3 protein-coding genes are annotated in these 3,845 nt (G+C 69.0%); all 3 read right to left on the reverse strand.

The genetic code is table 11. The features are described from left to right. Positions 1-83: 83 nt before the first annotated feature. Complete coding sequence (locus B2W70_RS13410) at positions 84-1,646, reverse strand: GDYXXLXY domain-containing protein (protein WP_286746394.1); 1,563 nt, start codon at positions 1,644-1,646, stop codon at positions 84-86. Next, positions 1,643-2,536 carry a DUF2157 domain-containing protein gene (locus tag B2W70_RS13415; protein ID WP_286746395.1) on the reverse strand — a complete coding sequence of 298 codons (894 nt, stop codon included), beginning with the start codon at positions 2,534-2,536 and terminating at the stop codon, positions 1,643-1,645. Before B2W70_RS13415 ends, B2W70_RS13410 begins: the two co-directional genes overlap by 4 nt. A 144-nt stretch (positions 2,537-2,680) precedes the next feature. Next, positions 2,681-3,845, reverse strand: a 1,165-nt coding sequence (locus B2W70_RS13420; protein ID WP_286746399.1) for an aconitase family protein, incomplete at its 5' end; no start/stop codon positions are given.

The raw sequence follows: 3,845 nt of genomic DNA on the forward strand, positions 1-3,845 counted from the left end.
CGGATGAGGTTCGATGGGAGGATGCGGCGCCTTCACGCCGGATTTTCGCTGGTTTGTCGATCGGTGCATCGGTGGCGGGTGCTTCAAAGGGGCTCCAGCTTCGGGCCCCTCAGGCCGACCAGCAAGGCCCTTCCACTGGGCTCGACGCGGAACTCGCCAAAGCGGGCGCCGGACCAGCGCTGGGCTTCGCCTTCCTTGAAGTGGAAGGCATCGGTCACGAGCAGCCAGTTGCCGCGTTGACGGCGCATGCGCATGATCAGTTCGTCAGGCTGAAGGGGCTCGCCTCGGTGCTGGCGCAAGGCGATGGCGACGCCGCGCGGGTCGACCCTGAACACGAGGTACACGGGCGAGCGATCGGCCGACGCGGTGACGGGCACGCGGTCGGTGGCGAAGCGCAGGGCCATGTAATCCCCTTGCATCAGTGAGCGCGGGTCAACCGGGGCGAGCGCCACGTAGACCGGGCGCCCATCGCGGATGAGGGCCTCGTTTTGCCAGATCGCGATGTTGGCCACCAGCAGCATCGCCACCGAGCCCAGGGCCAGGGCCGCGCGGCGGTGACCACCCGCTGCGAGCGGGCTGGCAAGGGGGGCTGAATGGGCGGACGTGCTTGCGTGCTCCGACGTTGTCTCGCGGCCGGCGGCGCGCTGGCCCCAGGCCGCGATCACGCCCAGCAGCACGCCGGCGCCGCACAGCACCAAGGCCTTGTTGGCCAGGGGCCAGGCGAGCTGGTGATAGAAGGCGCCGAGTGTCCAGAGCGCCACGACGCCGGCCCAGGTGGCCATGCGCGGACGCCGGGTGGTCAGGCAGGCCGCGGCCACCAGCAGCACGCCGCCCAGCGCTGGCATGAATGCAGCCAGCCCACACGCCACCGCCGCCAGGCCGGCGCACCAGGCCTGACGCCAAGCTGGCCGGTGCGAGGCCAGCCACACCATGGCAACCAGGGCGGCGGCGACCGACCCCACGTCGAGGCCCCGCCAGGTCCACGAGGCCTGGAGGCTGAGCGACGCTGGAGCGCCATCGAGTTTGAGTGGCTCGTTCAGCACGAAAGTGGAGCCCGACCCCCAGGCCAGGGCCAGCAGCGCGGAGGCGATCCAGCCGTTGCCAAGGTCGGTGACGGCCTCGGTGATCGCTGGGGGTGCGCTGGCGCGATGGCGCAACCACCCCACAGAGCCCAGCCAGGCTCCGACCGCCAGGTGCGAGGTCAGCCATGGGCTCCACCACCCCCGGTCACCCCGCCACCAAGCCTCCTGCGTGCAGGCCACCAGCATCAATGGGCAGGCCAGCGCGCCCAGCAGGTTGCGCACCCAGGTCTGGGGCACCGCAGGCCCCAGGCCCAAGGCAATCAGACCGAGGGTGGCGCTGGCGGGTTGCCAGCCCAGTGGGGCGCTCAGGCCCCAGCCCAGCAAGGTCAGCCCGGCGAGCAGGGTGGGCACGCCCAGGTTTTCGACGAACAGCGAACGTGCGGGCGCGCGCAGCAGCGCCAGGGCACCTGCCAGCATGAGCAACCCGGCGAGCAAGGCGCCTTCCTGCTCGCGCAGCAGGGGTTCCATCAACAAGACGGCCACCGCGAAGAAGGGAATCGCTGCCAGCCATGCGCCGAGGGCGCTCAGCAGCACGACTGGCCAAGGGCGAGAGGGTGTGCTCATGCGGGCTCCCCTTGCTCGCGCGCGACGTGCATCACGCCCTTCACCGAGGCCCCCAGCAAGCCCGCTGCCAGCAGGCCAAGGAGCAACCAGGCGCCCAAGGCATCCCCTCGAGTGCCTTCCAGCAACCAGCGCCCCAGTCCGCTCACGACACACACGTTGAGCCCCAGGGCCATGACGCTCAAGCCGTACAGGTCGAACCAACGGGGGCGCGACAAGAGTCCCGCGCCCGCGCTCATCACCAGCAAGCCCAGGCCGTAGACCCGAACGCCGCCGTCGGCCAGCAAGTTGGCGACGGCATGGCTCGAGACGCCGATGGTGAACAGGGTCAGGGCCAGTCGTTGGCTCCAGGCGCCGGCGCCCATCCACGGGCGCACAGGGGAGCTCAGGCCGATCGCGATGACGCCCGAGGCGATCCAGGCCAGCACGTGGGTGGCGACCTCCTGGTCGCGGGCCAGCCAGGCGCTTTCGGTGTTCGCCGTCAGCCACAGCGACACGGCGGTCATGGCGACCATGGCCCAGGCCGACCAGGTGGCGTCGTGGCGGGTGCCCCAGGCCATGGGCAGCCCCAGGAGGGCCCACAGCGCGAAAAGCTGCCAGGGGTCTGCGCCGGTCTGGTAGGTCTGGCCGATGTGCGCGAGCAGCCCACCCGAGAGCAGAAAGAGCAACAAGGCGGATGCAGGGCGCCAAGCTGGACGCCACATGGCGACGACACCGGCAGCGAGCAGCGAGGCCTGCAGCAGCCCGAACTGTGTGGTGCGCGCCAGCGCGGCCCAGTTGGCGGCGAGCCAGAAAATGGCACCCAGGCCGCACAGCGTTGCCGCCAGGACAGCGGTGGCTCGCCAAAGCCACGCAGCCGATTCAATGCCGTCTCCGTGTGGGGTCTTGCTCATGGGTGCGTCGGCCTGGTCGCGTGGGCCGGGCCGGTCTCTCTGAAAGGCTGGAATGTGCGGAGGATCTTATCGCTGCGGGCTCGAACGAAAACCAAGGGGCATCAGGTTGCCCTGATGCCCCCTCTCGGAACGGACCGATCGAGATCAGGCGGCCTTGTTGGCTGCCAGGAAGTCCTGCGCAAAGCGCTGCAGCACGCCGCCGGCTTCGTACACCGACACCTCTTCGGCCGTGTCCAGGCGGCTGGTCACGGCCACGCGTTCGGTCTGACCGTTTTTGCGGTGGATCACCAGGGTCAGGTCGGCGCGCGGCTTCAGATCGCCTTCCACGTCGAAGGTCTCGGTGCCGTCCAGGCCCAGGGTCAGGCGGGTGGTGCCCGGCTTGAACTCCAGGGGCAGCACGCCCATGCCGATCAGGTTGGTGCGGTGGATGCGCTCGAAGCCTTCGGCGACCACGGTTTCCACACCCGCCAGGCGCACACCCTTGGCGGCCCAGTCACGCGAGGAGCCCTGACCGTAGTCGGCGCCGGCGATGATGATCAGCGGCTGGCGGCGGTTGAGGTAGGTCTCCATGGCTTCCCACATGCGCATGACCTGGCCTTCGGGCTCCACGCGGGCCCACGAGCCCACCTTGATGCTGCCGTCTTCCTTGCGCACCATCTCGTTTTTCAACGTGGGGTTGGCGAAGGTGGCGCGCATGGCGGTGAGGTGGTCGCCACGGTGGGTGGCGTAGGAGTTGAAGTCCTCTTCCGGCAGGCCCATCTTGTGCAGGTACTCACCGGCGGCCGAGTTCATCAGGATCGCGTTGGAAGGCGACAGGTGATCGGTGGTGATGTTGTCCGGCAGGATGGCCAGGGGGCGCATGGCCTTGAGCGTGCGCGGGTTGGCGGCGAGAGCCCCGACGCCTTCGGTGTCCCAGTAAGGCGGGCGGCGGATGTAGGTCGACATGGCGCGCCAGTCGTACTGCGGCGACACCTTCTCGCCCTTGTCTGCCTGGATGGCGAACATCGGCTCGTAGACGGCGCGGTACTGCTCGGGCTTCACAGCGGCCTTCACCACGGCGTCGATCTCTTCGTCCGAAGGCCAGATGTCCTTGAGGCGGATCTCCTTGCCGTCCACGACCGTCAGCACATCGTTCTCGATGTCGAAGCGCACGGTGCCTGCGATGGCGTAGGCCACCACCAGCGGCGGCGAGGCCAGGAAGGCTTGCTTGGCATACGGGTGGATGCGACCGTCGAAGTTGCGGTTGCCCGAGAGCACGGCGGTGGCGTAGAGGTCGCGGTCGACGATTTCTTTCTGGATGACCGGGTCG

The sequence above is a fragment of the Aquabacterium sp. UBA2148 genome, assembly GCF_002328915.1.
Taxonomy (GTDB): domain Bacteria; phylum Pseudomonadota; class Gammaproteobacteria; order Burkholderiales; family Burkholderiaceae_C; genus Aquabacterium; species Aquabacterium parvum.